Origin of the sequence: Hirschia maritima DSM 19733, from assembly GCF_000378345.1 — a bacterium.
Classification (GTDB): domain Bacteria; phylum Pseudomonadota; class Alphaproteobacteria; order Caulobacterales; family Hyphomonadaceae; genus Hirschia; species Hirschia maritima.
In genome coordinates this window covers 155,057-181,534 of sequence record NZ_KB899545.1, presented here as the reverse complement: position 1 = coordinate 181,534, position 26,478 = coordinate 155,057, and the positions used below count along the sequence as shown (strand labels likewise).

Genomic DNA, 26,478 nt, shown 5'->3' with positions numbered 1-26,478 from the left:
GCCTCTAACTTTCTTTGGGTTTCCAGATAAATTTCCTAAACACAAGTTCGCCAATGAACAATACTGCCATCAGCACATATGCGATTAGTCCATTATATATGGACCAAACCTCCATGCTTGCGTAGAAAACGGTCCACAATGCAATGACCAAATTAATCGCAATAAACGCACACCATACGACTGTGACTTTATATGTGTATCCACTCGCATGATCTGGTAATTCTGGTTCTGCTAATCTTGCGAAACGCTCGATCATTGAAGGCCCTCGAATAAGAGAGACCAAGAAAGCGACGAGCATCGCTCCCGCCATAAATACTGGATACAATCGCAGTGACAGTTCCTGATCGAAAATCGCCGTGACGCTAATTCCGGTGATTGCAGAAATACTTGCGAGGATGATAGAAAATGGTGCTGACTTTCCACCCAGCCATAAACGAAGCCCCAATGCCACGAGCAGCACGATTAGAACTATATAAATCGGCACATGGCGCAACATAGCCACAGCAATGAGCGGATAAAGAATCGTCAACCCGCCAAGCAGGATGCTGGCCAATCGCTTCATTCGAGCTACTTCTCTGTCAGCTCGATCACCAGAGCGACCAGATCATCGACAGTCACAACATTTTCAAATTGTTCCGGAGACACTTTTTGCCCGGTTGTTTCCTGCAACTGAACCATCATGTCTACAGCATCGATACTATCCAAACCTAGATCATCCATAAGCTTGGCATCTTGTTTGATGTCATCTTCAGGGATTTCAAATATCTCGATTAGGTTCTTGCGAATCTCTGCAAATGCTTCTTCTTTATTCATCTATCCCCTCCTATCGACGCGCTTCAATCAGCTCAGCTAAGAGACGGATATTTTGAAAATGTTTTTGGAGTTTTTCGTCTTTGGGCTCCAATTTAACACCATATTTTTTCTGAATTGCTACACCTAGCTCAAGCGCATCAATTGAATCCAACGCAACGCCGTCGTCTGAAAACAAATCGTCTTCCATACCGATTTCATCTTCAGTTAGATCTTCCAAGTTGAGTACATCAATAAGTAATGTCCGAATTTCTTTTTCAAGTTCAGTCATACTTGAAGTTCCTTTTCGATCTTTGTCTGAACGTCTAGCGCTAGCCTTCTTGCACCAATAACGGGACGCTCATTACCATACTCAGCGCCAGTATCAATCGTATCGTGGACACGAATCACCCAATGCGCTCTTTTTTCCGGGATTGAGTACCAAGGCTCACCCTTTCTTAGACTTGGCGGGTTCACCTCTATTGTTACAATCAATACGGGCGCTTTGCTTTTAAGAGCCACATAAGAAAAGCCGCGTTGATATTTCACCTTTTCACCAATTGGCGTTCTTGACCCTTCAGGAAAGATGCAAAGGTTAGCGCCTTCTTGCAATGCTTCAGCGCATGCTTCGATTAAAGCTTCAGGGACACCTGTGTTCGGAATGTAATTTGATGACCGGATTACACCGCCCATAAAGGGGTTTGTCGCGACACTTTCCTTCACGACCGCTCGCGTCCTACGTAAAAAGGCCATCATGAACACAACGTCTAGCAAACTAGGATGGTTTGCTACGATGACAGTTCCCCGAACTGATTTCAGCTTGTCAGCACCATGAATTTCATAAGAAACAGTTCCCATCACTCTCATAAATTCAATGAAAAGACGAAAAGCTAAATGCACTGATTTTTGAGATATTTTGGCTCGCTTTTCCGCGTTCCACACGACTAATCGCATCAGCGGAAAGTAGACTAGCGCAAGCAATAATCCACCGATTCCAAAAAAGGCAAACGATATTCCTGTTGTAACCAGCCTCAGAGTACGACCAGGCGTCCAAGGGGCCTTTATATATATTCTTGATTTTACATCTTCCATTGAAGATTTACCGCCCCCGCATTTATACCAATTAGCGAATCGATGGCCCCCTGCACGTCCAGCGATATTTGGTGAATATCTTGATCTAAAGTTTCTGGGGGATTGTCTAATAGCAAAGCAAATTGAACATCGACATCTACTTGTCCAAAATGGGCATACTCTTTGACCAATTGGCAATCAGAATAGATAAGCACCACTTGTTCTTGTCCATCAACCAAGCGCGCGTAACACTCGGTCAATCCTTCGTGCAATGATCGTTCACCTGCCGCAATAGCGGTATGTCCACCTTGGTTTTTTGTAAGTTGGCTTGCAACTCCCACCGCCGCATTATGTACTGACAATGAAAACGCCGTTGGCGAAAGCGTTTCTTCTTGATTTATCAAACGCAGTAATTCGAGCGTGTTAGTCATCGCTCCGTAGCGCGATGCAAGGACAATCGGAGTATTCCCTAAACCACCTTCTAAGTTTTCGTTTAGCCCCATCAAACACGATATGACGCCGCGTTCCAGATCAGAAAACCTACGGACAGCGCGCTTGGGAAGGTCACTTAATGGCTTTAGGTCACCATATTCTGTGACCTTTTCATTCTGTCTGGTAAGGCCAGAGAATGCTTTCATCCTTAGTTGTCCGATCATTTGTCCCATTTTATTCATTCATTCTCAGAAACAATTAAGCCAACTCTATCCCATGCCATTAAAGAACGAATTAGTTGGTACTGATATTAAATTTATTGCTATAGATAGCTTGCAATGCATGCAAGAATTAGAGGTCTATCAATTGGCGATATTTGTCGGATTATACGCTGCATCTCCAATAACGGATCGGTTCGCGCTAAAAAAGCAACGGGATTGGGCGGATATCGCGCAATCAAACGCAGAATCAAAAATCAACACGGATAAAGCAAGTCTTAGTCGTTCACACTGCAGAGGATTGTGTGGCGCTGCTGTGAGCGACAAAACTATTTTACTCGGATTCGATATTGAATACATGGATACGAGCCGTAGTTGGGCCGATATACTCTCCCGCTTTGTCGATGGGCAGGATTGCTCTATTTATCCGATTGAAAGCCTTTGTAGAGGTTGGACTTATTTAGAAGCCTATTACAAAGCTTTTGGCACCTATCCCAACACGCAAGATCTAGTCGAAACTCTTTGCGAAAACTCGGCTCAAGATGACAAACTGATCCCAACAAAAAGCGGTTGGAGATGGCACCAGCGCATTTACGATAACTTCTACGTGTCTATCGCCGGAAATGAGCCAATTGATTCAAAACCTATCATTCTACCAACCATTAATTCACTTAGCTAATCTTCGGGTATTTGTTGGTCAATAGCCGTCTCAGACTTCTGATAGGCACTCGAAAAGGCGCTTGTACAGCAAGCCGCGTATGCATCGCAGAAATGCGTACATTGTCCCAAAGCATTCTGAAATTAGAGACATTTTCAGCAGGATAAATTACCTTGGTTGGATGCTCCACGACTCTCAAACCTCGCCAGTTCAATTGAACAAGAATTTCGGTGTCAAAATCCATTCGCGCACCAATCAACTCTCGTGAAATGACATGGACTGCATCTTCCAATGGATAAATCCGAAAGCCGCACATTGAATCATTGATCTCAAGAGATAATGTCTCAACTCTTACCCAGAAGTGGGTGATCTCCCGTCCGATCTTTCGGCCTTTTGGAATTGTGTGATCATAAACCGGAATGGCGCAAATCACCGCCTTAGGATTTCGCCTACAAAGATCCATCATTTCGGGCAATTGCGATATATCATGCTGACCATCTGCATCGATCTGGATGGCGTGAGTCCAACCGCATTCCGCAGCTTGTTTAAAGCCTGCTTTGACGGCCACTCCTTTTCCACCATTTTCTGAAAGGCGAACAACCTGTACCCGCCTCATAGGGTCCGCCAATGCAGCAATTTGCTGAGCTTGTTCAGGCGCATTACCATCATCAATAATTATAACTGGGCAATCTCGCGCAACTAATTCATCAACAATCGACGGAAGTGCTTTCACATGACGGTAAGTTGGAATAATTGCTCCAATCAAAATTTCCGGTGTCATGACTGCTTAGATCCAATGTTTTGTGACTGAAATTTAAGTATCCGAATGCAATGGGATCGGCAAATTGCCCCTATCTTGTCAAGTTTGAAGTCTAATCAATTTTCAAACTGCTCATCAAAAATAAAGATAGACCATGAAAAACAAAATAAAATCAGCATTCACTCTAATGGTTTCAACATTTATTCTGTGGGGCATAAATGCACCCTCAGCATTTGCGAAGAGTGAAATTCAACTCCACTCGATCGATGAACTACTCGCAAGTGAAGCATTTCAGAGCCGATTGGGTGATTTTAAATTTTCTTTTGGCAATGAAATTCTAGGACAACCTGTCGGTATTGCAAATGTAAAACGCGCTACAAATGGAATTGGAAAAACAGATCAAGAAGCCTGTGAGTGGGCTATGATATCTGCGCTCTTGGTCCTTAAACAGGAAGCTCAAACCCGAAATGGCATTGCGGTAGAAGCAATTCAATCCACAGTAACAGGTACAGACTATATCTCAGCGACGCATTATCAATGCCGCACTGGACATACAAACTCACGTGTTCTGTTGAAGGGCACAATTACGGCTTTGAACGATTAAACCACCCCTCCGCCGTTTAGTAAACGAACATCACAAATACACTCTAACGTCTTTAACTTGACATTTTTTACTATTATAAAGCTAAGTAAATAATGCATATTAGGATCTACTCTTAGTAGTCGGGGATACAAAAATGTCGATCAAATCTATAGTTCTAGCCGCATCTGCAACTGCGCTTTTGATGAGCGCTCCAGCGGCTCAAGCCAAATCAAAGCCGCATGTTTTCTCTGTTGCTGAATTCATGGAAAAAGAAGAGAACAGAGAAGCTCTTGGCGGCTTCCCAATCGTGTGGGGCAAATCAGCTTCAGGTACTCAAATTGGTGACGTCTCCACAGGCGGACGCCCAGCAAACGGATTCCACAAGAAAATTCAAAGTTCTTGTGAGCGCGCTCTACTAAATTCATTGATTGCGATGAGAGACTTAGCTCAATCTAAAGGCGGAACTAAGATCACTGGTGTGCACTCTTCAATGGGTACTGATTTCAACCCAGCTACAGAATATGTGTGCTTTAAAAACAAATTCGTTGCCAAGACACCATTGAACGGCACAGCTTCTAAATAATTGAAGCTAAAAGATCAAAATGACAAAGCCCGAGCTCTCAAACAGTTCGGGCTTTTTTAATTACATGTCGTCGTTTTGCGCCGGACGCTTACTTTTAAATGCTTTCCAAACGAAAGATACACTCGCAGCATGTGTAAAGTCTTCACGCAGAAGCGGACTATCTTCATTAGCAGCGCCCGAAAATGAGCGACCTTGATATGTTAGAAATATTTGAAAATCTTCAGTCAGTTCTTTAGTCCAAGAAGCTCTAAATCCTGTTGAAACATAACCAGCTTCAGCTTCATATTCAGTTCGGTCCGTTGTCACAAATTGGGGATCAACTCCATACCAGTAGTCGTTTAGGCCCTCATCGCCAAATGTAGCGAATAATGTTGTAGACCAACCAGACCTGAGCTCTCCACCCTTCTTACGTTGAAACACAAGTTGTGGTTCAGCAATGTAACCAACATGATCTATTCCAGTAAAATCTGTGCTCGCGACCGCGCGAATAGGCGCTCTAAACTTCAAGCTGGATCGTCCATCAGCTGTCCACCCAGTATCCTTTAGATTCACAATCAACTGCGGTCCAATTTGAAGAAGGTAGTCTAGATCAGGCATGCCTTCTCGCGCACCGCCTTCCGTTGAATTTGCCGAATAGACTGCATCCAACGACAAATCTAACTCAAAACGTTTATTCTCCGCTGCTATAGCGCGGGCAACTCCATATTCTCCAAAACGGATTTTCTCGCCTCGATAAATAAGCAAAGGTGCCACAACACCATTAGCAGATTGGTCTGATGCTCCAGGATAGTCGGGGCCATACAATCCTGTTCCGCCAATACGAACTTCCCACAATGGCTCATCAGGTACGAACTCTGATTTGTCTGAAGCGTTTTGTGCGGATGCAGTTCCCAGACACAAAGCAGCTGCACTAATTGCTACACCAAACCGCAATGTCTTTGTTCCTATTGTCATAGCTCCACCCTTCACTAAAAACCAAGCAAGTCTATTCGTAGTTAGACACAACCAATGATGTGTTTATTCCACCAAAAGCAAAGTTGCTCGATGAAAAGGCATTTTTGGAAACCTTACGTGTATTCCCAATAACATAATCCAGATCTGCACATTTAGGGTCAACATTGGCAAGATTAGCAATCGGTGAGATCTGCCCTTCTTTAAGCTGTTCGATACCTAGCCAAGTTTCAATCGCACCACATGCGCCCAATGTATGTCCGAAATTTCCCTTCAGTGTGTGGAACGGCACTCTATCACCGAATACGGCATGAGTTGCATGACTTTCTTCCACGTCACCAGTTGCTGTTCCTGTGCCATGCCCAGATACAAAAGATAAATCACTCACCGAAAGACCCGATTGTTCCAGTGCTTGACGCATTACAACTTCTTGAGTTTTACGGTTTGGCTGAGAAATATGCTGTCCATCACAGTTAGTCGAGAAACCAACAATTTCGGCGATTGGCTTCGCACCACGCGCCAATGCATGTTCCAACTCTTCAAGAATTAGCACACTTGCCGCTTCCCCAATAACAAGACCATCGCGAGTTTCATCAAACGGTCTCACGGCATGTTGCGGGTCATCATTGCGAGTAGACGTGGCGTATAAGCGATCAAACACCATTGTCATAGTGGGACAGAACTCATCTGATCCACCTGCCATCATTAAATCTTGTGCTCCAGACAGGATTGCTTCGAAAGCATAACCAAGACCTTGCGCACCTGAGGTACATGCCGATGAAGTTGTGTACACCCGCCCTTGAAGGCCAAAATACACCCCCATATTAACAGGCGCAGTGTGGCTCATCATCCTGATATAACTTGTCGCATTTAAACCTTTGGCTTTGCCCGTCTCAAGAAACTCAACAAAATCCAACGTCGCAGGTGTGGACCCATATGATGATCCTGCAGCTACGCCCATGCGTCCGCTTTTCACAATTGGGTCGTCTGTCAGGCCTGCATGTTCTAAAGCTTCTCCACCCATTTTGACCATCATCACAGCCAAGCGTCCCATGGACCGACGCGCCTGCCTTGGATAGGCCTTTTCATGCACAAATCCATCAATTGGCCCACCCAAACGGGTCGACATGTCTGTGTATTCTTCCCACTCTGGCATATTACGAATACCAGCGGTTTGAGCATTCAGTTTCGGGCTTATTTCTTCAAAACTATTCCCTAGAGCAGTCATGCCTGCCATGCCAGTTACGACAACGCGACGCATTAAATCAGCCCTCCATTCACACCAATAACCTGACGTGTGATATAGGCAGCCTCTGGCTGGAACAAGAACGCCACAGTTGCAGCAACTTCATCAACATTTCCTGCACGTTTCATCGGGATAGCAGCCATGACTTCAGGCCGAATATCTTCTGTCATCGATGTTTCGATCAAACCAGGGGCCACGGCGTTCACAGTGATTTTACGGCTAGCGAGTTCAACTGCCAACGCTTTTGCTGCACCAATCAATCCTGCTTTTGCAGCGGAATAATTCACCTGACCTCTATTCCCCATGACACCTGATACAGATGCCATCACAACGATACGACCACCTTTTCGACCGCGCACCATCGGCATAGTCAGCGGATGCACAACATTATAGAAACCATCCAAAGTGGTGCGGACGACATCATCCCAATCCTGACCTTCTATCGCAGGGAAAGCGTTGTCACGGGTGATTCCTGCGTTCGATACAATCCCCCAATAAGGTCCATTGGATTCAACCTCTTGTTCTAAAACGGATTTGACTTGATCACGATCATTCACGTCAAAGCCGACGATATTCCCTTTACCGCCATTAGCTGTAATGTGAGCGAGGGTTTCAGTCGCCCCTTCTTCATCGCGTCCGTAGTGAACCGTAACGTGAAATCCCATTTGACCAAGACGAATAGCAACCCCTCGACCAATGCCTTTGGATGCTCCCGTTACCAAGACACGCTTATCTTTATTTAGGCTCGCCTGTGTCATGCCGCGCCGCCCCCTTGTTTTATAAACTCTTCTGGATTTTCAGGACTAAAAACATTGATTGCACCCGCAGCCAATTGCTCTCCCTGATTATCCTCAATCACACAATCAAAAGATTGCATCTCTCCCTCAGACAGCAAAGCTTTTGCTCGAACTGTCAATTCTTCCCCAACAACAAACCAATCGCGCGTAACTGTGTACTTTCTGCAACCAAGGAGAAAACCTATTTTGGTCCCCAATCCTTTTTGATTCCGGTTAAACCCATCCTGTACAGCAATCGTTTGCGCCATAATCTCAAACCCAACATAGGACGGTACACCGCGCCCTGCGACAAAGAATAGATTGTCTTTTGTTATCTTCGTCTTTGCGACTATTTCATCAGAATTGGACAACACAATTTCTTCGACCAACAACATTGGCGGGTCATGAGGTGCCAGTTCTTTAGGGTGTGGATAGGTCAGCATCATGCACCCGCCTTTTCTATTATCAAGGCAATATTACTTCCACCAAATGCGTAACTGGAACTCAATATCGTTTTGATCTGTGTATTTGGTTTTTGTTGTGGTTTGGTCAGACTGATTTTTTCAAGCTCTTCATCCCATTCACCATCAAAAACGTGGGGTGGATAAAACTGCTCATCAAGCGCAAGTATATTGATCGCTGCTTGAATTGCTCCTGCTGCGCCCAATGTATGCCCTGTCATCCCTTTGGTCGACGCACATGGTTTATCGCTCCCAAAAATGCGATTTACCAATGTTGATTCCATTGCATCGTTTAAAGGTGTGGCGGTTCCATGCATATGGATGAAATCAACTTCTTCGACTTTGCAATCTGCGCGTTGCAATGCCTCTCTGACCGCAAGTTCAGCACCTGCACCAGAAGGTTCTGGAGAAGACATATGATAAGCGTCGGAGCTTTCCCCCCAACCTGTCAATTCCCATAGGCCTTCATCCTTTGTCAGAATAAATAACGCTCCACCTTCACCAATATTGATGCCGCAACGGTTTTTACTAAACGGTGTGCAGGCATCGGGAGAGACACTGTCTAGGGCGTCAAATCCATTCGTTGTCAAACGAGAAAGTGAATCGACACCCCCGCATATCACCGCATCGGCTATACCAGCATTCAAATACCTTGCAGCTGCCGCAAGCGCCTTAGATCCTGACGTACAAGCTGTTGAGACGGTGTGGCACGGTCCGTCAAACCCAATATGTGCTTGCAGGAATTCAGCGGTATCACCTAACTCTTGATCCGAAAATCTATAGGATTGATCCCAATCTCCATCCTCTATCCGTTTTTGGAGAGGATCAATCGCTTCTTCAACTCCGGTCGTACTGGTACCAATAATTCCTGCGACACGATTAGAGCCGTATTTTTGAAGAACCCCATCAATCTCGTTTTGCATTTGAGAAACAAGGTAAGCAGTCAGTTGGTTCGTTCTCGTCGTCACACCAGCAACTTCAGGAAGTTCTTTTGGTAAAACAGCGACTTTAGTCGTCGAACCACCTGCTAGCTCAACAGTTTCATCAGGCACAGGCGGAGCAACAGAACGCAGGCTCTCTAACGTTTCTTTTTTATTCATTCCAAGTCGGGAACAAACCGAATATGCGTTGATAAATATCTTACTCATTGGGCCGACATCTCATCACTGTATATTGTCAGAGAATAACCTAGATCATAATTGGTCAGCACGAAGTGATCACGTCCACGTTTGTCTTTAGTGTAATATCTAATATCAGCAATTTGCCGTTCATCATCATATATCAAGCGTAAACCGTTTTTTTGAATGACAAAAACGTTCTCTGGCAATGCTTTTTTCACCGCAGCTTCAGGCCAAAAAACAAGGAATATATCTGCCAGAATATTGAGGCCAGATAGTTTTTCAGGCGCAAAACTGGACCGCGTTTCAAGGATGTCTTCGGGTGTCCAGTCTACCTCCATAATGCGTGGACCATTTGCCAACATCATCACAACATTAACTTGATCTGATTTAGCTGAAAGGACTGCTTGTAACGCCTGTGTTCGTCCATCATGATCTGCAATCAAAGTTTGCATTGCCTGCAACTCATGCGGGTAGTCGGGAATTTTCGGCAAGGACAATTGCAAACCATTTCCTATGAATGCTTTGGCAGCTTCGTCCTCAATTCCTGTATCCTGCGCTATAGACTGTGTGGACTGACACCCCGTTGTCAGCACGGCCACACTCACCCCAATGGCAAGCAATATTCCTTTTTTCATTAAGCGTCTTCTTTAGTCAGCGCGTCCATCAACCGGAAAAATCTTTTAGGGTCTTTTACAATAGGATTACTTTCATCCCAAGCATATCCAGCGAGTATTGCCGTAAAATACCGGGTCATATCCTCTGATCTATTGTCCATAAAGATCAATCTCTGCAATAATCCGTCATACCAAGCATTCACACACGCACGAAAAGCTTCAACACCGCGTTTGAGTTCAACTGCAAAGTCATTCTCCCAATCGACGCTGTGCCCTTTCAACTGTTCATCTATTAGTTTGGCTGCAAGTGAGGCTGATTTTGTTGCTATGGTGACACCAGATGAAAATACAGGATCAAGAAATTCAGCTGCATTTCCAAGCAATACGTATTTATCACCATAAAGATTTTTCACATTCGCAGAAAAACCAACAATCTCGTTCGCTGGACGCGCTTCAACGGCATTCGCCATAACGTCCCCCATCAGTCCAGATGTTCGGACATAATGGTCCAATCGACTTTCGGGACATTCACCAGCTTGCTTGATAACTTCATCTTTTCCAACAACACCTATGGACGACAGGCCGTTTGAAAGAGGGATAAGCCACAACCAAACTTGTGGATCGTCAGGATGCACAGTGATAAGAATTTTGTTTCGATCAAAATCAGGATGATCAATATTATCTGTGACATGCTTAAAACAAGATCGACGCTTTGTCTGATCTGAAGGTGTTTCAAGATCTAGCAATCTTGGCAGAACGCGGCCAAACCCTGATCCATCAATTACAAAACGGGACCGAATGGCTCTTTCTTCTCCCGCTTCGTCTTTGACAATTAATTCTGCATGATCAGCTAATTCACTCTCGGAAGAAAATGAAACAACTGTCTCGCCAAATGAAACTTCAACACCTTTGGCAGCTGTTCCATCGATTAAAACCTTGTCAAACCGGTCACGTTGAACTTGAAATATTGTTCCCGGCCCTGGCGTTGATTTATCCGGAAAATAGATATCTTCATATTCTCCATCCATCGTGAAAGCAGCGCCATCTTTGTATTGAAATCCAGCTGCTTCAATCGCATCCATCAAGCCTGCTTCTGCAATGAATTCAGCACAGTGAGGAAGAAGACTTTCTCCAATGGAAAAACGAGGAAAGTGCTGACGTTCAAACACTTTCACATGCCATCCTTTATCCGCCAGAATAGATGCAGCAATTGCTCCCGAAGGACCAGCTCCAATTATTGCGACATCACATGTTTCAGTCTGCATTTAAGGCATCCTTCCTAGCCAGATAATAAGGAAACGTTGAAAAGATTAGTGCGCAAATAACCCCAACCGCAACAGTAATTCCGAAACTTCGTACAGGTAAAGTTTCACTCAACGCGAGCAACCCCATTGAAAGCATTGTCGTAACGGCTCCAACCAGAACAGATGCCTTGGTCCAAGCCTCCTGTTTACGTCCAGCTTCCCACATGAATGCAGAATAATCTACACTCACACCAAATAACACCATAGCTCCTGCCATAGAAAAGAACGTTATTTGTTGGCCCCAAATGGCGGGCAGGTAAATTCCACAAAGCATTGCCGCAGCTGGTGCCAATACTATGCTCAACGCGAAAGGCTTGCGATAGACTATGAACACAAATACCAGAGCAACACACACAGCAATGATGAGAGAACGACCAGACAGTGCTCTATATGAAGCAAAAGCTTGGGAATATTCACTCGCCGTATCAACGATCACGTTTTTTTCCGAATTGGATAGTCCCTCGGCAGAAGATAAACGCGCTATCAAATAATGCTTTCCTTCATCTTCAACATGAAGGTCTGAAAACCAACTGGGACGTTTTACAGATACATCCAATGCCTCATCCGGCTCCATGGCCCCAAGCTGAGCACGGTGCGCTGCCTCATAGGGTGAAAACAACTTCTCTTGCAAAATAGCGCTGTTTGCTAAGCGTAATTTTTGAGATGGATCAAACCGCGTCAAAGCAAATACGTTTTGATCAACAATTTCTTCCAGATAAACCTCTTCATTCTGTTTAGTTTCATCCAGAGTCTCCCCTTTCGAAACGAGAAACACCTGCGATGACGTCGATCCGATTATATTTGAAATACTTTTTTCTTGTTCTACCAATTCAGACTTTTGAGGTTGAAACCGACGCACATCATCGAGAGGTTGGGCTACCAGAAAACCAATGCCCCCAATGATAATAAAAACAGCAGCAGCAACCGCCGACTGCATCGATATTGGCAAAAAATTTGTGGCAAAAGATAAAGTACGCATCCAACGAATTCGCAATGCACCTTCATTGCTCGCGGGAGTTTTATCGAGTGGTAGGAATATAAACAGAACTAGCGCCCAGGCTGTAAAAACTCCAACGATCGCTAAAACTGCCAATTGTTGAAATAATGGAACGCCCAAAAAAAACAGACCAGCAAAGCCCGCCGCAGTAGTTAGCATGGATACACTCATTGGACGCAATAAGTGTCTTCTTCTATCCATTTCAGAGGGCCAATCATTGCCTACACCGGTTGCCATTGCATGTACTGCATAATCAGCGACAACTCCAACCAACATTGCTGCAAATACCAATACAAGCATGTGGATTTCAGCATAAAACATTAAAGTCGCTGCTAGCCCTGAGGTGCAGGATAATGCGATGAGACTAGCTACAGCTATAACATTTAAAACACGTCCAAAAACTGACCAAAACAGCATCGCCACTCCAATCAGCCCCATTCCTCCGATGAAGGTCATTTCCGTCTTAGCTGACTTTGCTCCATAAGCGGCATGAAAGACCGCACCAACTCTCGCCAATTCAATGCCTTGAGGTAGCCACTCTTCTTCCCATGCCGAAACTACTGCCTGAATTTTCGACTGAGTATCCATTGCATAAGCGGGCTCAAGCAATTTTCCGGTCAGCATGCTTTGATTTGCAGGCAGGCTTGCAACGCCATTAGAGAGGCAATTTGCTAACCTAATCGTCAGCAAAAACGGATCAGCCTTTAGCAAGTCACCCGTTACTGGACCTCCCACGCCATAAACGCTTGCAAGTGCTGTTTTGCGAATGAATTGAGCCGTTTCCGCCGTAAAGTTTTCCGTGGGTTCGCAGAGGAGTTCATTTCGATTAGCAAATATCCATCGACCCAATTCTTCATTGTCAGCTTGATCATTTTTAAAAAGGCCGGCCTCGATCAGTTTCTTGGAGAGAGCATTTGAAGCCTCAACATTCAATGTGTCTCCTTCCTTTGAGGATACAAGAAACACAACTCGGTTTGATGCCACCTCTCCCGATCGATCCATCGCTGCTTTTACTGCTGGAGAGAGTGTCTGATTGGGTAAAATAGATTGAATATTTGTATCTATTGGAACGCCATTTGAAAAACGACCAATTAAAAAGATCGCACAGACCACAAGCCAGATAACGCACAATAATGCGCCGCCTCTTCCTTTGGTCCGATTAAACAAATCGTCTATCCTTCAGAAAACGACACTTTAATCGTGTCGCCATTGGATTGATTCACTTTGATAGTATCGATTTTTGTACAGCCATACACTTCTATTCCCGAAACGTGTTGAGCCATTTCATTTGCTTTGGGAATTAAAGACACGCCCCAACCATCTTCATTTGCCAATTCATTGACCTCAAAGCTGGCTTCAACGTTTGTGAGGTCACCTTTCAACAGTTTTATCAATCCACTTTCAGACAATAGAGGATTGCTCGCTCCGGCGGCACCAATAGGTTGTGCAGGACCACCTTCAATCGATTGAGTCATTCCTCCTGAAGAAATGACAGTCGAAATTTCAATCGGGTCAGAAACTATCCATCGAATGACGTCTTCGGATACTTCGACTCTACCAGAAGAAACGAGAGACTGCTCTATGCCAACCAGACTTCTCTCCTGCGTAAAAGTGCGCGTGCCAGCTTCCTGAGCTACACTCAATGGTTCTGAACATGTGTCTATTGTTTCGGAAGCAGATTGCACTGCCATAAATACAATTGAACTCGCAATTAAACTAAACATCAAAGGTATGGCTCCAGTCTATCACGAAACACCTTCGGAGTTTCCCAAAGCATTGTGTTCGTTTTCAAATCAACAGCAACATGCGTCGTGTAAGCCTTACACAATCGCTTGTTGGTTTCCTTGTTGCGAATCTCAAAGTCAATTTTAAGGCGGTTTTCCCATTCGGTGATACCCGCGCTGATTTTCACCTTTTCACGTAGTGTCATCGGGTGCGCATATCGAATATTCATTTCAATAACCGGCCAAGCATATCCAGATGCTTTCATCTCATCATAACCATATCGGATTTTATCGAGAATTTCGACGCGAGCTAACTCAAAGAAACGCGGATAATTACCGTGCCAAACGATGTTCATGGGATCGATATCATGAAACTGCGCCTCACTGAAAATTTCCGATTTAACAATTGCGCGTCTCATAAACTTCAAAATGCCCTTTAAAATATACTTCTAGCTTTATTCTATGACTGACTTAGATTCGGCAATACTTAGTATGAGTTATCGCGCGTTTTCATTCTCTTCTGTGGAAAATTCATTCCAAAAATCGAAGAAGTTAAACCATTGAAGCGGAGCATCTTGCAAAACACTCTCCAGCAAATTGGCATAATCCTGCGCATAGGCTTGGATGGCTTGCATACGCCCTTTTCTTGGTAACACGACGGGATCAGCAAATTGATGAAAAGAAATCGCAAATGGTGGTTTGCTGTCTGTACGAATACACGATAAAAAATATGTGGGACACTTCAGTGCTGCAGCCAATATATATGGTCCAACTGGAAACTCAGCTTTTCCGCCGAGAAAATTTGCGGGTATTGTATTATTTTCTGATTTCGAATTAGGTGGTGGACGATCTGCAGCCATCACAACCCATTCACCCTCTTCTACCCTAGCTGAAAGCATCATAGCTACGGAAATATCGATGTCATCAACCTGCACTAATCGGACTGTTGAGTGATCTGAAAATTGATTCAGCACAGAATTAAACTGCTCAGCGTTTTTGGTGTGCATTAGTACAGTGACTGAGAAACGCTCATTAACTGTGGCCACAGCTCTAATTAGTTCTGGGTTTCCAAAATGCCCTGTTAGCACGACACCGCCACGACCAGACTTTTTTGCAGCGTCAAAGTCTCCACCATCAACACCAGACACGTGAGTATTGTCAATCTTACCAGTCCAACTCCCCAGTTTATCAAGCAAGGAACCTGTAAAAGCTAGAAAATGACGATATCCAGTCCAAAACCCCGGCTTGCTTTTTAACAAGCCTTTTTTATAGGCGCGGTTAAGGTAGGCACGCGATGCTTGCCTTTGCTCTTTTCCGGTCAAATAGAAAAAAACCACGACTGGCATTAAAAACAGCAGGGAAATACGTCGTCCAAACACTTTGAACAAACTAGCAGAGAACCAAATTCCGAATCTTGAGCCACGCTCTTCTTGTGAAGTCCAATTTTTAGAATCAGTTTTGCTCATAAAGGTATCTACTAATCAGTGATTCATGCTCAATGATCTGACATTTAGAACAAGCTGCCCCCAATGTCGAAGAAAAAGCTTCATGTTATGGTCATCAAAAGGTTACCTAAAAGGTGCGATACTTTAGCAATCAATAGACCGGCTTTTTAACGTTAATAGGCTATATTGATTTCAGAAGACCAGACCGACTACGTTTTTGCCCACACAATCAAAAGAGCCAATCAATGGCCAGATGTGTGGGCATAACGCAATCAAATCTTAAAATTTGACTGTCAAAATTTAACTGACAGAAGGAATTTAACCGTGCGATATTTTATTGATTGTGAATTCAACAGCTTTGGTGGCGACATTCTATCAATCGCCATTGTTCCTGAGAACGGCACACCATTATATCTAGCTCTACCTCAGGAAGACATCGACCTTCTTGTTGCAACAAAAAAAGTGCACCCTTGGGTCGCTGAATACGTACTCCCAGTTATGACAGCCAATGGCTTGTCCCCAGAACATATTGCTTACGCAAAATGGGGAGATAGACTACAGCAGCTTCTTTCGGGTGATGATGACATTACTTTTGTTGCCGACTGGCCTGAAGATATCGCCCATCTCATGAATGTAATGATGGTTTCTCCGGGCAAGATGATAAATCTTCCGTCATTCAAAACGGAAATGCACAGAGTGGACGCCCACTACATAAACTTGGCTGGCGCAGTGAGACATAATGCATTGTGGGATGCATTGAGTTTGAAGAATCTGTATTTGCAAGCAGCTGACAGCATCCACCAGCCTTTAGCGCTCTCTGCTTAGTTTTTCAAAACATGGAACAACAAAAAAGCCTCCCGATGGGAGGCTTTTGTATTTGAAGATGGTACCGCCTCCGGGTCTCGAACCTGGGACCTCCTGGTCCACAACCAGGCGCTCTAACCAACTGAGCTAAGACGGCACATTTTCTTCAACAGCGAATGCTGAGCAGCGGGTAATAAATCGAATGAACAAACTCTGCAAGCCCGAATTTGAGCAAATTTCAATTTACTTGACTACTTATCTCCAAAATCGAAAGAAATTGTCAAACCCACCAGCCATTAAAAATCTATAAAAACCGGAAGCATTCAAATAGGCGCACTCTCACTTCAATACGCGAGAAAAGCTCCTTCCAATTTCACAAAAATTCGCCAGAAATTTTCTCTATCGACTAAACGTCCCTCTAAATCATTTCTGGTAGGGTGTTGATAACTAAATGAGGAATGAGAAATTATGGCCAAAGCGTCGTTTCATAAAAATCAAAAAGTCTTTGTGAAGCCTGTTGGTACATGGGCGATCGTCGAAAAGGTGATTCCTCAATGGGTCAAAGGCTTAGATGAACCTCTGAAAATTCATTATGATGTTGGATTAGGACGCGAGTTTGCCGCTACTGAACTGGCAGCTGACAAAACAGATGCTCCAACAGATTCAATTGGTGATTTGGAAAGCTGGCGCGTAATCCGTGAAAAAAACCGTTGGAAAGAATCTGAACAAGCAACAGACCACCCTCACCCGGGTACATTTCCAAAAGTTGTTACGGATGAAAAAGATTGGGGTGGTTGGCGCGTACCAAGCGCAGAATATGATCGCGACCCTCTGAAAATTGAATTCCAAGCGAGAATAATCTCTGCATCCCCACAATTAATGAAGCTTGCAAAAGTTTTATCGAGATGTGTTGCTCAAGACCCTGATGATCTTCCCAATGATATCGTCCAACTTGCAAAGCAAGGAACGTCTTTATTACGCTCCATATACGATACCCCGAATTCGGGATCAGAATTGAATAAAGCGGCAGAATAACAACTAAAACAAGCACCTAATCTCCAGCATTCGAGAGAAACCTTTCGAATGCTGTCTTGTTGTTGGCTCGTAATTGGACCTGATTATTAGCAAAAATAGTTTTATCAGTGTTTATATGAGTAAAATTTGGTCGATTATTGAATTAGCTGATTTTTTACAACAGAATTCATCTGAATCGGGTTTAAATTCTTTAAAAAAACAGATAACTGCGTTACTTTGAATTCATTCTTTTTTGAACAACATCAAACAAGTGCATACGGAGTTTGCAAACCATGCGTACTGACACATCACCGCCGGTTCGTCTTTCAAACTACCGTCCCTACCCATTCGTCATTGAGCATGTACAGTTAGATTTCCTTCTCGAAGCTAATAAAACGCGCGTCATAAACAAAATGACCGGAAAGCGTTCGTATGGCGAACATGCTCTGATGAAGCTTGATGGCGAAGATCTCAAACTCGTTTCAATTGCAATTAATGGATTAGCGGTCCCAGAAGACCAATACGAAATCACTGAAGAAGGCATAAGTATCCAAATGCCTGTCGATGAATTCATTCTGGAAATTGAAACCGAGATTTCACCTGAAACGAATACCCAGCTCTCAGGCCTATATATGTCAGGTGGTCGCTTTTGCACTCAATGTGAAGCTGAGGGTTTCCGTAGAATTACATATTACCCTGACCGCCCTGATGTGCTGGCTCCGTTCGATGTCCGCATCGAAGCAAACAAAGCTGCGTATCCATTCCTTTTATCCAATGGGAACCCAGTTCGCCAAGGCAATATTGGCACTGAAAGACATTTTGCAGAATGGTCCGACCCTCACCCGAAACCTTCATACCTTTTTGCTTTGGTAGCGGGAGATTTTGATGTTTACAATGACAGTTTCACAACCATTTCTGGCAAAGAAACTCCACTTTCAATTTATGTAGATAAGGGCGATTCTCAGCGTGCTGCTTATGCTATGGACGCATTAAAACGTTCTATGTCGTGGGATGAAGACGTTTTTGGTCGCGAATATGATTTAGACGTATTCAATATTGTTGCGGTCCGCGATTTCAACTTCGGTGCGATGGAAAATAAAGGTCTAAACATATTCAACTCTGCATATGTCCTTGCAGATGGACAAACTGCAACTGATACAGATTTTGAAGCCATTGAAAGTATTGTAGCTCATGAATATTTCCACAATTGGACTGGAAATAGAATTACCTGTCGTGATTGGTTCCAACTGTGCTTGAAAGAAGGTCTAACAGTTTATCGTGACCAAGAGTTTTCTGCCGACATGCGATCTCGAGCAGTTACTCGCATCAAAGATGTTATCCGTCTTCGCGCCCGTCAGTTTGCCGAAGACGCAGGACCGTTGGCCCACTCCGTGCGACCTGATGAATATGCGCGTATAGATAATTTATATACGGCAACAGTATATGAAAAAGGCGCAGAGCTCATTCGTTTATTGCGAACTATCATTGGAGATACAGCATTCTTTGCCGGCCTTAATCGCTATTTTGATACTTATGACGGCCAAGCCGCTACCATTGAGGACTTCCTCAACTCCATGCAATTGTCCACATCTGAGGATCTACGCGAGTTTGCGAGATGGTATTCACAGTCTGGAACACCTGTTGTTTCCGCTACAGGCACACACGATACGATCGCAAGAACGTACACACTTTCTCTCAAGCAAAAAACAGAACCTACCCCAGGTCAAACGGACAAAAAACCTTTGCCCATTGCTTTAAGAACAGCTCTCTTTTCCAATAAAGGTAAACGATTAACAACCAAGTTGAACGGCAATTCTGATGATGAACATTTGATTATCCTCAGAGATACGCAGCAGGATTTCGTTTTTACAGATGTTAGCTCTGAGCCTATCCACTCTTTGAACAGAGGTTTTTCCTCTCCAATTAGACTGGAAGACGGTCTAAATGATGCCAACAGATCAGCACTTGCCGCTGCGGACAATGATCCATTTGCTCAATGGGAGGGGCTGCAAACACTAGCGCGTAACCTACTTCTCGATATGGTTGGTGAAGAAGATCAAACAGACCGTCTCAACGCATTCATTGACGCTATAGACGAAGCATTCACTGCAGCTATAGATGACCCAGCGTATGCGGCTTTGATATTGAGAATGCCAACTGTTGGCGAACTAATACTTGATCAAGCCGAAGCAAATCCATCAAGCCTTCACACTGCACGCCTGAAATTGAAGCGCGCAATAGCGCGTCACATGGAAAGCTCTCTTGTAGCTACTATTCAACATTCAGAAACTGGCGCATTCGACCCATCTGCGGAAGCTGCCGGTCGTCGCGCCTTGAAGGCAACAGCAATTGACCTTCTCTCTCGTCTTCATGACGAGCATTCCGATCGTATTTCTAGCAGCTTTCATTCAGCGACAACGATGACTGAAAAACTCGCTGCACTAAATGCACTCGCCAATATAGAGGGCGGCTCTCAATCAGGTGAATATTTTGATGCTGCACTGACTGAGTTTGAAGAAGAATGGGCTGAAGCGCCGCTCGTCATGGATAAATGGTATTCAGTTCAGGCAATGTCAGTTCGTCAGGACTTGAGAGCACGTCTTCAAAGACTTTGCGCACGCCCTGATTTTGATTTAAAAAACCCAAACCGTGTGCGCGCACTTGCTGGTGCTTTTGCTATGAATAACCCCGTCGCATTCCACGCTCCAGATGGTTGGGGTTATGAATTCCTGACTGATCTAATTCTAAAAGTTGATGACTTGAACCCTGCTCTTTCAGCAAGGCTTGTAACTTCATTTGAAAGCTGGAGACGTTTTTCAGCTGACAGACAGATCCACGCGGAAAAGCAACTTAGAAGACTTGATGACGCAAACCTGTCGAAGAATGCGCAAGACATTATTACACGAGCACTAGCTCTTAGTAGTAATTAAAGTATGGCGGCAGCCTTACTAAAGAACACACCCTTTACGACATGAACACCTGTTAATCATAGCCTCTATTAGCAAGTGTTCATTTTGGCTTTCCTGCCCCAATATGGCACATTAATACTCTGTTTTCTAATAAGTTAATGGGGAATACCTGAATAATCATACAAAAGACTGTTTAATCGAAAAATTTGATCCTTTAGCTTTAACCATCCTCAACATCGATCCTGTATAACACCCACAACAAAAAATGTGGGAAACACAATGCTATCGACCAAGAACACAACTTCCAAGAAATTGCTTATTGCTGAATCTGCATGCGATCTCTTTCTTGAGACTGATATAAATGGAACCATCCTTTTTGCAGAGGGTGACGCTAGATTACTCAATACAGTTGATGTTCGGATGCTTGTACTTTCCAATCTATTTCAACTTATCAATTTACCTGACCTATCAAAACTTCAGGAAAGCTTCATTTCGTTGGCCCCAGGTCAACGAGCCTCATTTGATGATATGAATTTTGCTTCTGATGGACGCCGAATTACTCTTCAAAGAAGCTCTACTGATATAACTGTATATCACCTATCATTTGCCGACCTTTCACAGCACACAATTTTAGAAAACACTCAAATCGATGAACACCTTGTTCGGGCGTTTAGAAGCTCAATTGCTTCGCCCGAATTAAAAGTTGCTCGTCAACCAATCGTTTGCACACAAACAGGTCAGATCCAGCATTATGAAGTTTTAGCGCGATTTCCTTTTGAAGGCTCGCCCTATCCAATGATAGTTGCTGCTGAAAAAAGAGGTATAATCTCTGAACTGGATTGCATTATGCTAGACGCGGTTTGCCAGCGACTAGCAGAATCATCTGCAACCCCACTGAAGTTGGCCGTCAATATTTCAGGTCAATCTATTCAAAGAGCCGATATAGCAGCTGAATTGATCAGAATTATACGCGCATATAAGTTTTCCAGAGATCAATTAATTCTTGAGATCACAGAATCTTCGCAAATGCACGACATTGAAACCGCTTCAAATGCTGTAGAACTCCTTAAAAAAACAGGTGTAAAAATAGTTTTGGATGACTTTGGCGCGGGAGCTGCCTCTTTTGGATATCTACGTTCACTCAATGTCGATGGAATAAAATTCGACGGTTGCTTTTTGGACGGGCAAAGAAACAACGAACGAAATACAGCTCTTATGAGAGCAATATCAAGTATGTGCCATGAATTAGGGATGTCGGTTGTAGGTGAAAGAGTTGAGAATGAAGATGATCAACAAACCCTTTTAAATGCAGGTGTTATGCTTGCACAAGGATACCATTTTGGTAAACCACAAATAGATTCTTCCTTCTTTGCATGTCGCAAAACTTCTCGACGTGTAGCATAACTAACTGGACGTCTTAATGGCGAAACGAAATCTCGACCGCATCCGCGTACTTATCGTAGATGATAATTTGCACATGATCTTTATCGTGAAGACACTTCTTCGCGGATTTGGATTAAAAGATTTCCTTGAAGCTAGAGATGCAGTGGAAGCGTTTGAAATAGCCAACTCAGAACCAATAGATTTGATAATCGTTGATTATGAAATGGACATTCTTGATGGGGCCGATTTTATCCGCCTAGTTCGAAATGGAAACGATAGTCAAAACCCCTACATCCCAATCATAATGCTCACAGCTTATTCCGAGAGATCAAAAGTAGAAGCTGCTAGAGATGCTGGTGTAACTGAGTTTTTAGCTAAACCGGTCAACGCGATAGATCTCTATAAGAAGATCGCCTCCATTATTAACTCCCCTCGCCCATTTATTCGAACCAGTAATTATTTTGGTCCGGATAGAAGACGCCATGTCAGTATGGATTTTAGAGGTGAAGACAAACGCGAACGGCCCGACATGGATCAGGACTTAGATCTCAATTTCTGATTTTTCAGCCCATTTTCCACCAAATTTAATGTAATTAAATTAATCAGTTTAATGACTCTTTAAGACTTTCGGAGTGTCTCGAATCTTGTGCATTATAGTTTCGCACAATGGAGAATTCCGTCTTGTCTAAGACCAGAAACCAGAAAACAACTCAATCTGAGGAGCCTCACAGCCCCAAAGCAACACGCATTCCAACACGTGTTTTGTTTATGCTGTTTACTGCTTTTGCTGGAACGCTGGGCATCAAAGCTTGGCAAGAACGCCTAGGACAAAACGATGATCTAATGGCGCTACAGGCTCGAGAAGCACTTGCAATTAGTGGATATGTCCGATCTGAGCTTGTTCGCTCTCAGACACGGCTGGAAATGGCTTTAAAGGCAAAAATGCAAACGTCATCCATCTTGGAGACTGCTGGCCTAACCCAAATTACAGAATCTAATCAGGCAACTGCCTCAGTAAATGGCCAATTGTTGGACGCCGAATTCGCTTCGATTTACGCGCAAGATAACTCTGGCAAATGGTGGGAAGGTAAACTTCCAGTCTCAAAACTTACACCGACACCAGAAGGTGAAAGAACCTTTTCACTTGCTAAATCTTCCAGCTCACAGCTTGGTGCAAACGTAGAACGAATCGGTATGATGCGACGCGCAACGGCTTGTGCTCCGGTTGGCGACACACAAATCGCTACTTGTGTTTCCCGAGATGTAGAACTTATTTCTGCAGAAGATTACAACCGCATTTTGATCTACCTACTACTCCTCGCAGCTCCTGCACTTGCGGTTATTGGACTGGTTGGAACAATCAAGAAAAACCTCCAAAGTCTTGGGAATGAATCAAATGCGCGTCAAGAAATTGAAACTCATTGGAGGGAGCTTGAAATTGGGGGACAAAACGGCTTTTGGACATGGTCACGTGAAACTGGTCTTTTCAACCTGAGAGACAAAACTGCGCAAATGCTTGGCCTGATATCCGCCAGCGATTTTTCTTTTCAGGAGTTTCTGGAATTAGTTCATCCAGCAGATAAGCCCAAAGTCCAAAAAGCATTGGACCAAGCCTCTCATGATCAGTCATTTCAAATAACGTTTAGAGGAAATGGCGATTTTGGATCTCGATATTTTGAAATGCAAGGCGGTCCTTTTCAAGACGGTTTGTCTGGCATTCTTACAGACACAACGGATACTGTGCGAGCTGAAGCCAGATCGAGAATGTCAGACCATCTGACAAGATCTGTTGCCAACGCTTACCCTGGCCCTTTTGCAGCATGGGACCAACGCCACAGACTTCTGATCTGGAACAAAACTTTTGCCAATTTGTTCCAACTGCCGGAACATGTTCTGAAAGCAGGCACATCGTATGATGTCGTCATGGCAGAAGCAGCCAAACAAATTCGTATCGAAAGACCTGTCCCCGGCTCAAATAATGGACGTGAAATTCTTCTTTTGACTGATATCTGGCTGAACTTTTATGATCGCCCAACCGCAGGTGGCGGACTGGTGACAGTTGGATTGGATATTTCTTCACTTAAACACCAAGAAGAAACATTACTTGGCAAAGAAAAGAAGTTACGCCGCCTCGTCTTGGAACTAGATCGCATGCAGGGCCAATCTGAAGAGCATGCCCGCAAGTATGCGGAACAAAAAAACAAAGCGGAAAAAGCAAGCCAGGCAAAATCAGTATTTCTTGCAAATATGAGCCATGAGCTTCGTACTCCCTTGAATGCAATCAACGGTTTCTCCGAAATGCTCATCAAAGAGATTTACGGCCCGCTGGGAGATGAGCGCTACATTGGATATGCTGAAGATATTTTGTCATCTGGGCAACACTTGCTCGATATGATCAATGATATTTTGGACATGGCAAAAATTGAAGCAGGGAAAATGTCCATTTCTACGCGTGAAATTGATCCTGTCGACGCTGTAGATGCAGCTGTACGCATGATACGTCGGCGCGCTGCCGATAAGGATATAGAACTAACTCTTACATCTAAAGAAAACGTACCTGACATTGAAGGCGACCATCGCGCAATAAAGCAGATGGTGCTCAACCTTGTTTCTAACGCCATTAAATTTACTGACCCAGGCGGTTATATCAAGGTAACAATTTCCAAAGAGGATACCTTCGTTCGTGTCTCAGTTGCTGACAATGGCATTGGAATACCTAAACAGGATTTACCGCGTCTGGCCCAGCCATTTGAACAATCATCTGCCGATGAAAACAGAAACAGCAAAGGTAGTGGATTGGGCCTATCTTTAACAAAGTCTTTTGCTGAAATGCATGGTGGAAGATTGGAAATTGAAAGTGATTACGGCCAAGGAACCACCGTTAGCTTCGTACTTCCTATCGACCCACCAAAAAAATCAACCCAAGCCGCATAAAACGCTAGTTCTCACTTTCTCCAGTTTCCTCATCATCTTCAAAATCTCGAAGATGTGGTGGAGGACGACGCGGTGGGGTGTGCTCTCCCTTATGCATCTTATGGCGAGGGCCGAATTTACCCTTTCCTTTTTCAAGCTTCATCTTTGGTTTTCGTAGTAGAATTGAATCCGCTAATGCGATGCGCGCGTCGGGAGACAGCGTCTCCATTACATCTAAAAGGCCAATCACAGCTTGAACTTTAAGCTCCGCATCGATCCTCATAAATTCACGTATTTCAGCTTCAACAAGTTCGCGATCAAAAGGTTCGGCTCTTATATTCTCAACAACTTTTTCAAAATTGACACGCCTCTCTCTTCTCTCTTTGTGAGTGTTCTTCCAATGCTCCATCATTGTCCGTCTCAAGACGCGCTGATCATCGGCCTCCAACATTTTAAACGCGGATTGAATATGCGATCTAGGCTCTTCTTTGGGCAAAATCTCGTTGCTTTTTTGCCCAAAGATCAACTTACCGCCTACAATTCCAACCAGGCATGCATTTACTGCTAAAGAAGCAGCTAAAACCAATGAAATTTGGCTACTTTTATGAGATTTGTCATTAGTGTCTATCATTCTGCTTCACCAGTATCAAACCATTCATTATCACTTAAATCTGAAAACTCTTCTGTAGATGCATATGTCAGCATTGTATGAACTGCATTTAGCTCCGCCTGTTCTACTGCTTGAGCATATCCAACACCTACCCCCCCCATTAAAGCAGCACCAATCAAACCAGCGGTAGACCATTTTGATGCTTTTAACTTACCCAACCTCTGCGAGAACTTCTCTTTTTTCGGCCTATTAGAAGAAGGCACCAAATCAATTAAGCTGGCTTCTAGCGAAACACTTATAGGCGCTAATTCTAATTCCGAGTCCAACATGCCATCCAATGCACGTTCCGCACTAATTGCTGAAACGATCTCAATATCATCAGAATTAAAAAAATCAGCAGCTAGTGCCCGAATATCATCAGGCCAACGCTTGGGGTCAGCACCATATACTTCTAGATAATTTAAAAACTTTTCTTTGTTCACTTTCTGCCTCCTTTCTTATCCTTCAAATCCTGTAGCTTTTGCTTGGGAATTTGGAACTAATAAATCCTCTTTATCAACGTTCAGCATTTCTTTTAATTTCCGTCTGCCGCGTGATAACAGACTTTCCAATGCATCGACGCTAATCTCCATTATTTCAGCCGCCTCAATATTTGAAATCTCTTCAAAATAACAAAGGCTGAGCGCCGCTCTTTGTCTTTCCGGCAGCTGTGTCATCGCGCGTTTCAAAATATTGGATCGTGACTTAGCTTCTAACCGCTCAACAGGTGTAGCGGCCTCATCCACTACCTCGGGAATATGATCCACATTTCCCATTTTGGGTTTTCTCAACCGATCCAAGCAAGCATTGACAGTTACACGATGGAGCCAAGTTGTGAATTTTGCCTTTCCCACCTCCCACTTTGCCGCCGCATTCCATACTTTGAGAAACACATCTTGAGTGACATCTTCAGCTTCGGCTTCGTTCGACAACATTCGCCGAGAAATATTCAACACTCGCTGGCTATGACGTCTCACTAGAATAGATGCAGCTTGCCGATCGCCGCTGCCGACTTTTTCAACCAATACCTCATCTGATAAGGATTGCATTTGCATATGGTTACAAATCACTCT

At 43.9% G+C, this 26,478-nt stretch carries 29 protein-coding genes and 1 tRNA gene; 9 read left to right on the top strand and 21 right to left on the bottom strand.

All coding sequences use genetic code 11. The features are described 5' to 3' along the window. Positions 1-4 precede the first annotated feature (4 nt). Genes F551_RS0106230 through F551_RS0106210 form a run of 5 tightly spaced genes read right to left on the bottom strand, consistent with a single transcriptional unit; the run spans position 5 to position 2,534 of the window. Positions 5-562, bottom strand: a complete 558-nt coding sequence (locus F551_RS0106230) for a COG4648 family protein (RefSeq protein WP_018996634.1) — start codon at positions 560-562, stop codon at positions 5-7. Positions 563-567: 5 nt separating this feature from the next. Further along, entirely contained in the window at positions 568-813 is a 246-nt protein-coding gene (locus F551_RS0106225) for an acyl carrier protein (protein WP_018996633.1), read from the bottom strand. Between the two features lie 10 nt (positions 814-823). After that, on the bottom strand, positions 824-1,081 hold the full coding sequence (locus F551_RS0106220; protein ID WP_018996632.1) for a phosphopantetheine-binding protein: 258 nt from the start codon (positions 1,079-1,081) through the stop codon (positions 824-826). Beyond that, positions 1,078-1,881, bottom strand: a complete 804-nt coding sequence (locus F551_RS0106215; RefSeq protein ID WP_018996631.1) for a lysophospholipid acyltransferase family protein — start codon at positions 1,879-1,881, stop codon at positions 1,078-1,080. The genes F551_RS0106220 and F551_RS0106215 overlap by 4 nt, the downstream gene beginning before the upstream one ends. Beyond that, complete coding sequence (locus F551_RS0106210; RefSeq protein WP_233355219.1) at positions 1,869-2,534, bottom strand: beta-ketoacyl synthase chain length factor; 666 nt, start codon at positions 2,532-2,534, stop codon at positions 1,869-1,871. The genes F551_RS0106215 and F551_RS0106210 overlap by 13 nt, the downstream gene beginning before the upstream one ends. Positions 2,535-2,568: 34 nt before the next feature. Here F551_RS0106210 and F551_RS0106205 point away from each other — a divergent pair, with 34 nt between their 5' ends. Next, positions 2,569-3,189 carry a 4'-phosphopantetheinyl transferase family protein gene (locus tag F551_RS0106205; protein WP_018996629.1) on the top strand — a complete coding sequence of 207 codons (621 nt, stop codon included), beginning with the start codon at positions 2,569-2,571 and terminating at the stop codon, positions 3,187-3,189. Here the strand turns inward: F551_RS0106205 and F551_RS0106200 are convergent. Then, the gene (locus tag F551_RS0106200; protein ID WP_018996628.1) at positions 3,182-3,949 is read right to left on the bottom strand and encodes a glycosyltransferase family 2 protein; all 768 of its coding nucleotides are present in this window, start codon (positions 3,947-3,949) and stop codon (positions 3,182-3,184) included. The genes F551_RS0106205 and F551_RS0106200 overlap by 8 nt on opposite strands. A gap of 133 nt (positions 3,950-4,082) precedes the next feature. On the opposite strand from F551_RS0106200, the gene F551_RS0106195 reads away from it, so the two are divergent. Then, positions 4,083-4,532, top strand: coding sequence for a hypothetical protein (locus F551_RS0106195; protein WP_018996627.1), 450 nt, complete (start codon positions 4,083-4,085; stop codon positions 4,530-4,532). Between the two features lie 133 nt (positions 4,533-4,665). Continuing rightward, positions 4,666-5,094 carry a hypothetical protein gene (locus tag F551_RS0106190; protein WP_018996626.1) on the top strand — a complete coding sequence of 143 codons (429 nt, stop codon included), beginning with the start codon at positions 4,666-4,668 and terminating at the stop codon, positions 5,092-5,094. Between the two features lie 60 nt (positions 5,095-5,154). Here F551_RS0106190 and F551_RS0106185 read toward each other — a convergent pair whose 3' ends face one another. The 11 genes from F551_RS0106185 to F551_RS0106135 form a co-directional block, all read right to left on the bottom strand. After that, entirely contained in the window at positions 5,155-6,048 is an 894-nt protein-coding gene (locus F551_RS0106185) for a MipA/OmpV family protein (protein ID WP_018996625.1), read from the bottom strand. Between the two features lie 31 nt (positions 6,049-6,079). Next, complete coding sequence (locus F551_RS0106180) at positions 6,080-7,306, bottom strand: beta-ketoacyl-ACP synthase (RefSeq protein WP_018996624.1); 1,227 nt, start codon at positions 7,304-7,306, stop codon at positions 6,080-6,082. Then, entirely contained in the window at positions 7,306-8,049 is a 744-nt protein-coding gene (gene fabG / locus F551_RS0106175; RefSeq protein WP_018996623.1) for a 3-oxoacyl-ACP reductase FabG, read from the bottom strand. The genes F551_RS0106180 and fabG overlap by 1 nt, the downstream gene beginning before the upstream one ends. Continuing rightward, positions 8,046-8,513 (bottom strand): ApeP family dehydratase, encoded by a 468-nt coding sequence (locus F551_RS0106170; RefSeq protein ID WP_018996622.1) that lies wholly within the window; start codon positions 8,511-8,513, stop codon positions 8,046-8,048. Before F551_RS0106170 ends, fabG begins: the two co-directional genes overlap by 4 nt. Further along, on the bottom strand, positions 8,510-9,676 hold the full coding sequence (locus tag F551_RS0106165) for a beta-ketoacyl-ACP synthase (RefSeq protein WP_018996621.1): 1,167 nt from the start codon (positions 9,674-9,676) through the stop codon (positions 8,510-8,512). The genes F551_RS0106170 and F551_RS0106165 overlap by 4 nt, the downstream gene beginning before the upstream one ends. Further along, positions 9,673-10,284 carry a DUF3261 domain-containing protein gene (locus tag F551_RS0106160; RefSeq protein WP_018996620.1) on the bottom strand — a complete coding sequence of 204 codons (612 nt, stop codon included), beginning with the start codon at positions 10,282-10,284 and terminating at the stop codon, positions 9,673-9,675. The genes F551_RS0106165 and F551_RS0106160 overlap by 4 nt, the downstream gene beginning before the upstream one ends. Further along, positions 10,284-11,528 carry an NAD(P)/FAD-dependent oxidoreductase gene (locus F551_RS0106155; RefSeq protein ID WP_018996619.1) on the bottom strand — a complete coding sequence of 415 codons (1,245 nt, stop codon included), beginning with the start codon at positions 11,526-11,528 and terminating at the stop codon, positions 10,284-10,286. The genes F551_RS0106160 and F551_RS0106155 overlap by 1 nt, the downstream gene beginning before the upstream one ends. Beyond that, the gene (locus F551_RS0106150; protein WP_018996618.1) at positions 11,518-13,731 is read right to left on the bottom strand and encodes an MMPL family transporter; all 2,214 of its coding nucleotides are present in this window, start codon (positions 13,729-13,731) and stop codon (positions 11,518-11,520) included. The genes F551_RS0106155 and F551_RS0106150 overlap by 11 nt, the downstream gene beginning before the upstream one ends. 5 nt (positions 13,732-13,736) lie before the next feature. Then, on the bottom strand, positions 13,737-14,288 hold the full coding sequence (locus F551_RS0106145; protein WP_018996617.1) for a LolA-like protein: 552 nt from the start codon (positions 14,286-14,288) through the stop codon (positions 13,737-13,739). Then, complete coding sequence (locus F551_RS0106140; protein WP_018996616.1) at positions 14,288-14,707, bottom strand: acyl-CoA thioesterase; 420 nt, start codon at positions 14,705-14,707, stop codon at positions 14,288-14,290. Before F551_RS0106140 ends, F551_RS0106145 begins: the two co-directional genes overlap by 1 nt. A 78-nt stretch (positions 14,708-14,785) precedes the next feature. Continuing rightward, complete coding sequence (locus F551_RS0106135) at positions 14,786-15,754, bottom strand: LpxL/LpxP family acyltransferase (RefSeq protein WP_018996615.1); 969 nt, start codon at positions 15,752-15,754, stop codon at positions 14,786-14,788. 303 nt (positions 15,755-16,057) lie between these two features. On the opposite strand from F551_RS0106135, the gene F551_RS0106130 reads away from it, so the two are divergent. After that, positions 16,058-16,558, top strand: coding sequence for a hypothetical protein (locus F551_RS0106130; protein ID WP_018996614.1), 501 nt, complete (start codon positions 16,058-16,060; stop codon positions 16,556-16,558). A gap of 59 nt (positions 16,559-16,617) precedes the next feature. Here F551_RS0106130 and F551_RS0106125 read toward each other — a convergent pair. After that, positions 16,618-16,694: transfer RNA gene (locus F551_RS0106125), tRNA-His, on the bottom strand. Between the two features lie 311 nt (positions 16,695-17,005). Between F551_RS0106125 and F551_RS0106120 the strand changes: the two genes are divergently transcribed. From F551_RS0106120 to F551_RS0106100, 5 genes are all read left to right on the top strand, one after another. Then, a complete protein-coding gene (locus F551_RS0106120; protein WP_018996613.1) occupies positions 17,006-17,572 on the top strand; it encodes a hypothetical protein in 567 nt (188 codons plus the stop codon). 272 nt (positions 17,573-17,844) lie between these two features. Next, entirely contained in the window at positions 17,845-20,481 is a 2,637-nt protein-coding gene (pepN, locus tag F551_RS0106115) for an aminopeptidase N (RefSeq protein ID WP_018996612.1), read from the top strand. A gap of 258 nt (positions 20,482-20,739) precedes the next feature. Beyond that, positions 20,740-21,864, top strand: a complete 1,125-nt coding sequence (locus tag F551_RS0106110; protein WP_018996611.1) for an EAL domain-containing protein — start codon at positions 20,740-20,742, stop codon at positions 21,862-21,864. Between the two features lie 16 nt (positions 21,865-21,880). Then, positions 21,881-22,402, top strand: coding sequence for a response regulator (locus F551_RS0106105; RefSeq protein ID WP_018996610.1), 522 nt, complete (start codon positions 21,881-21,883; stop codon positions 22,400-22,402). 122 nt (positions 22,403-22,524) lie between these two features. After that, positions 22,525-24,777 (top strand): PAS domain-containing sensor histidine kinase, encoded by a 2,253-nt coding sequence (locus F551_RS0106100; protein ID WP_233355218.1) that lies wholly within the window; start codon positions 22,525-22,527, stop codon positions 24,775-24,777. Between the two features lie 4 nt (positions 24,778-24,781). Here the strand turns inward: F551_RS0106100 and F551_RS0106095 are convergent, their stop codons facing one another. From F551_RS0106095 to F551_RS0106085, 3 genes are read right to left on the bottom strand one after another with little or no spacing between them, the layout of a single operon-like run. Next, a complete protein-coding gene (locus F551_RS0106095) occupies positions 24,782-25,387 on the bottom strand; it encodes a periplasmic heavy metal sensor (RefSeq protein ID WP_018996608.1) in 606 nt (201 codons plus the stop codon). Next, positions 25,384-25,848: a hypothetical protein gene (locus F551_RS0106090; RefSeq protein WP_018996607.1), complete on the bottom strand. Its 465-nt coding sequence runs from the start codon at positions 25,846-25,848 to the stop codon at positions 25,384-25,386. Before F551_RS0106090 ends, F551_RS0106095 begins: the two co-directional genes overlap by 4 nt. A 15-nt stretch (positions 25,849-25,863) precedes the next feature. Then, positions 25,864-26,460: an RNA polymerase sigma factor gene (locus F551_RS0106085; RefSeq protein WP_018996606.1), complete on the bottom strand. Its 597-nt coding sequence runs from the start codon at positions 26,458-26,460 to the stop codon at positions 25,864-25,866. Positions 26,461-26,478 lie beyond the last annotated feature (18 nt).